Raw genomic sequence first — 641 nt, 5'->3', positions numbered from 1 at the left:
GGTCATCTGTTAAGGCATCAATGTCTGGAGCAATGGCGAGAGCCCGTAGCCCGTAAACTTATCTCTTCCAAAGTCGACTCGATTTTGCCAGATGGCCAGTCACTGCCAGTCTCCCAACTATAAAATAACAGGAGGTGTTTTTAGTGTCTTTTAAAATCTACCTAAAGAATGCCTGCGGGCTTGATGTCCACAAAACCTGGATCTATGCCTGCATAGGCATAGCAGATGCCAACAACATCGTACACTACCATGAGAAGCGGTTCTCATCCTTTACAAAGGGACTGAATGAACTTGCCGAATGGCTTGCTTTCTATGGCTGTAAGGATGTCTGCATGGAATCTACAGGCAAATATTGGATCCCGGTCTTCAACATTCTTGAAAAAAACTGCAACATTGTACTTGCCCACCCCAAGTACACCAAGCCTCAAAAAGGAAACAAGACTGACCGTAAAGACGCCCGGTTCATCTTATGTGCAGTATGATCAAGCCGTCCTTTATACCGCCTGCCGACATCCGCGAAATAAGAGACCTTGTAAGATACCGTTTCAAGCTCACCAACATGATAACAGGTGAAAAGAACCGTGCCCACAACTGTCTTACTGTATCCAATCTCAAACTTGATGATGTCTTCAGCGATATTT

Annotated in this window: 1 pseudogene; it reads left to right on the top strand. The window is 44.9% G+C overall.

Going from position 1 to position 641, the window contains the following annotated elements:
* Positions 1-143: 143 nt before the first annotated feature.
* Positions 144-641, top strand: a pseudogene (locus tag ACTNCK_RS11760) (IS110 family transposase); the annotation flags it as partial.

It is taken from the genome of Candidatus Weimeria sp. HCP3S3_B5 (genome assembly GCF_052064335.1).
Lineage (GTDB): Bacteria > Bacillota > Clostridia > Lachnospirales > Lachnospiraceae > Weimeria.
Note: the sequence above shows the minus strand (reverse complement) of the source record. Positions and strands in the feature narration are given on the sequence as shown.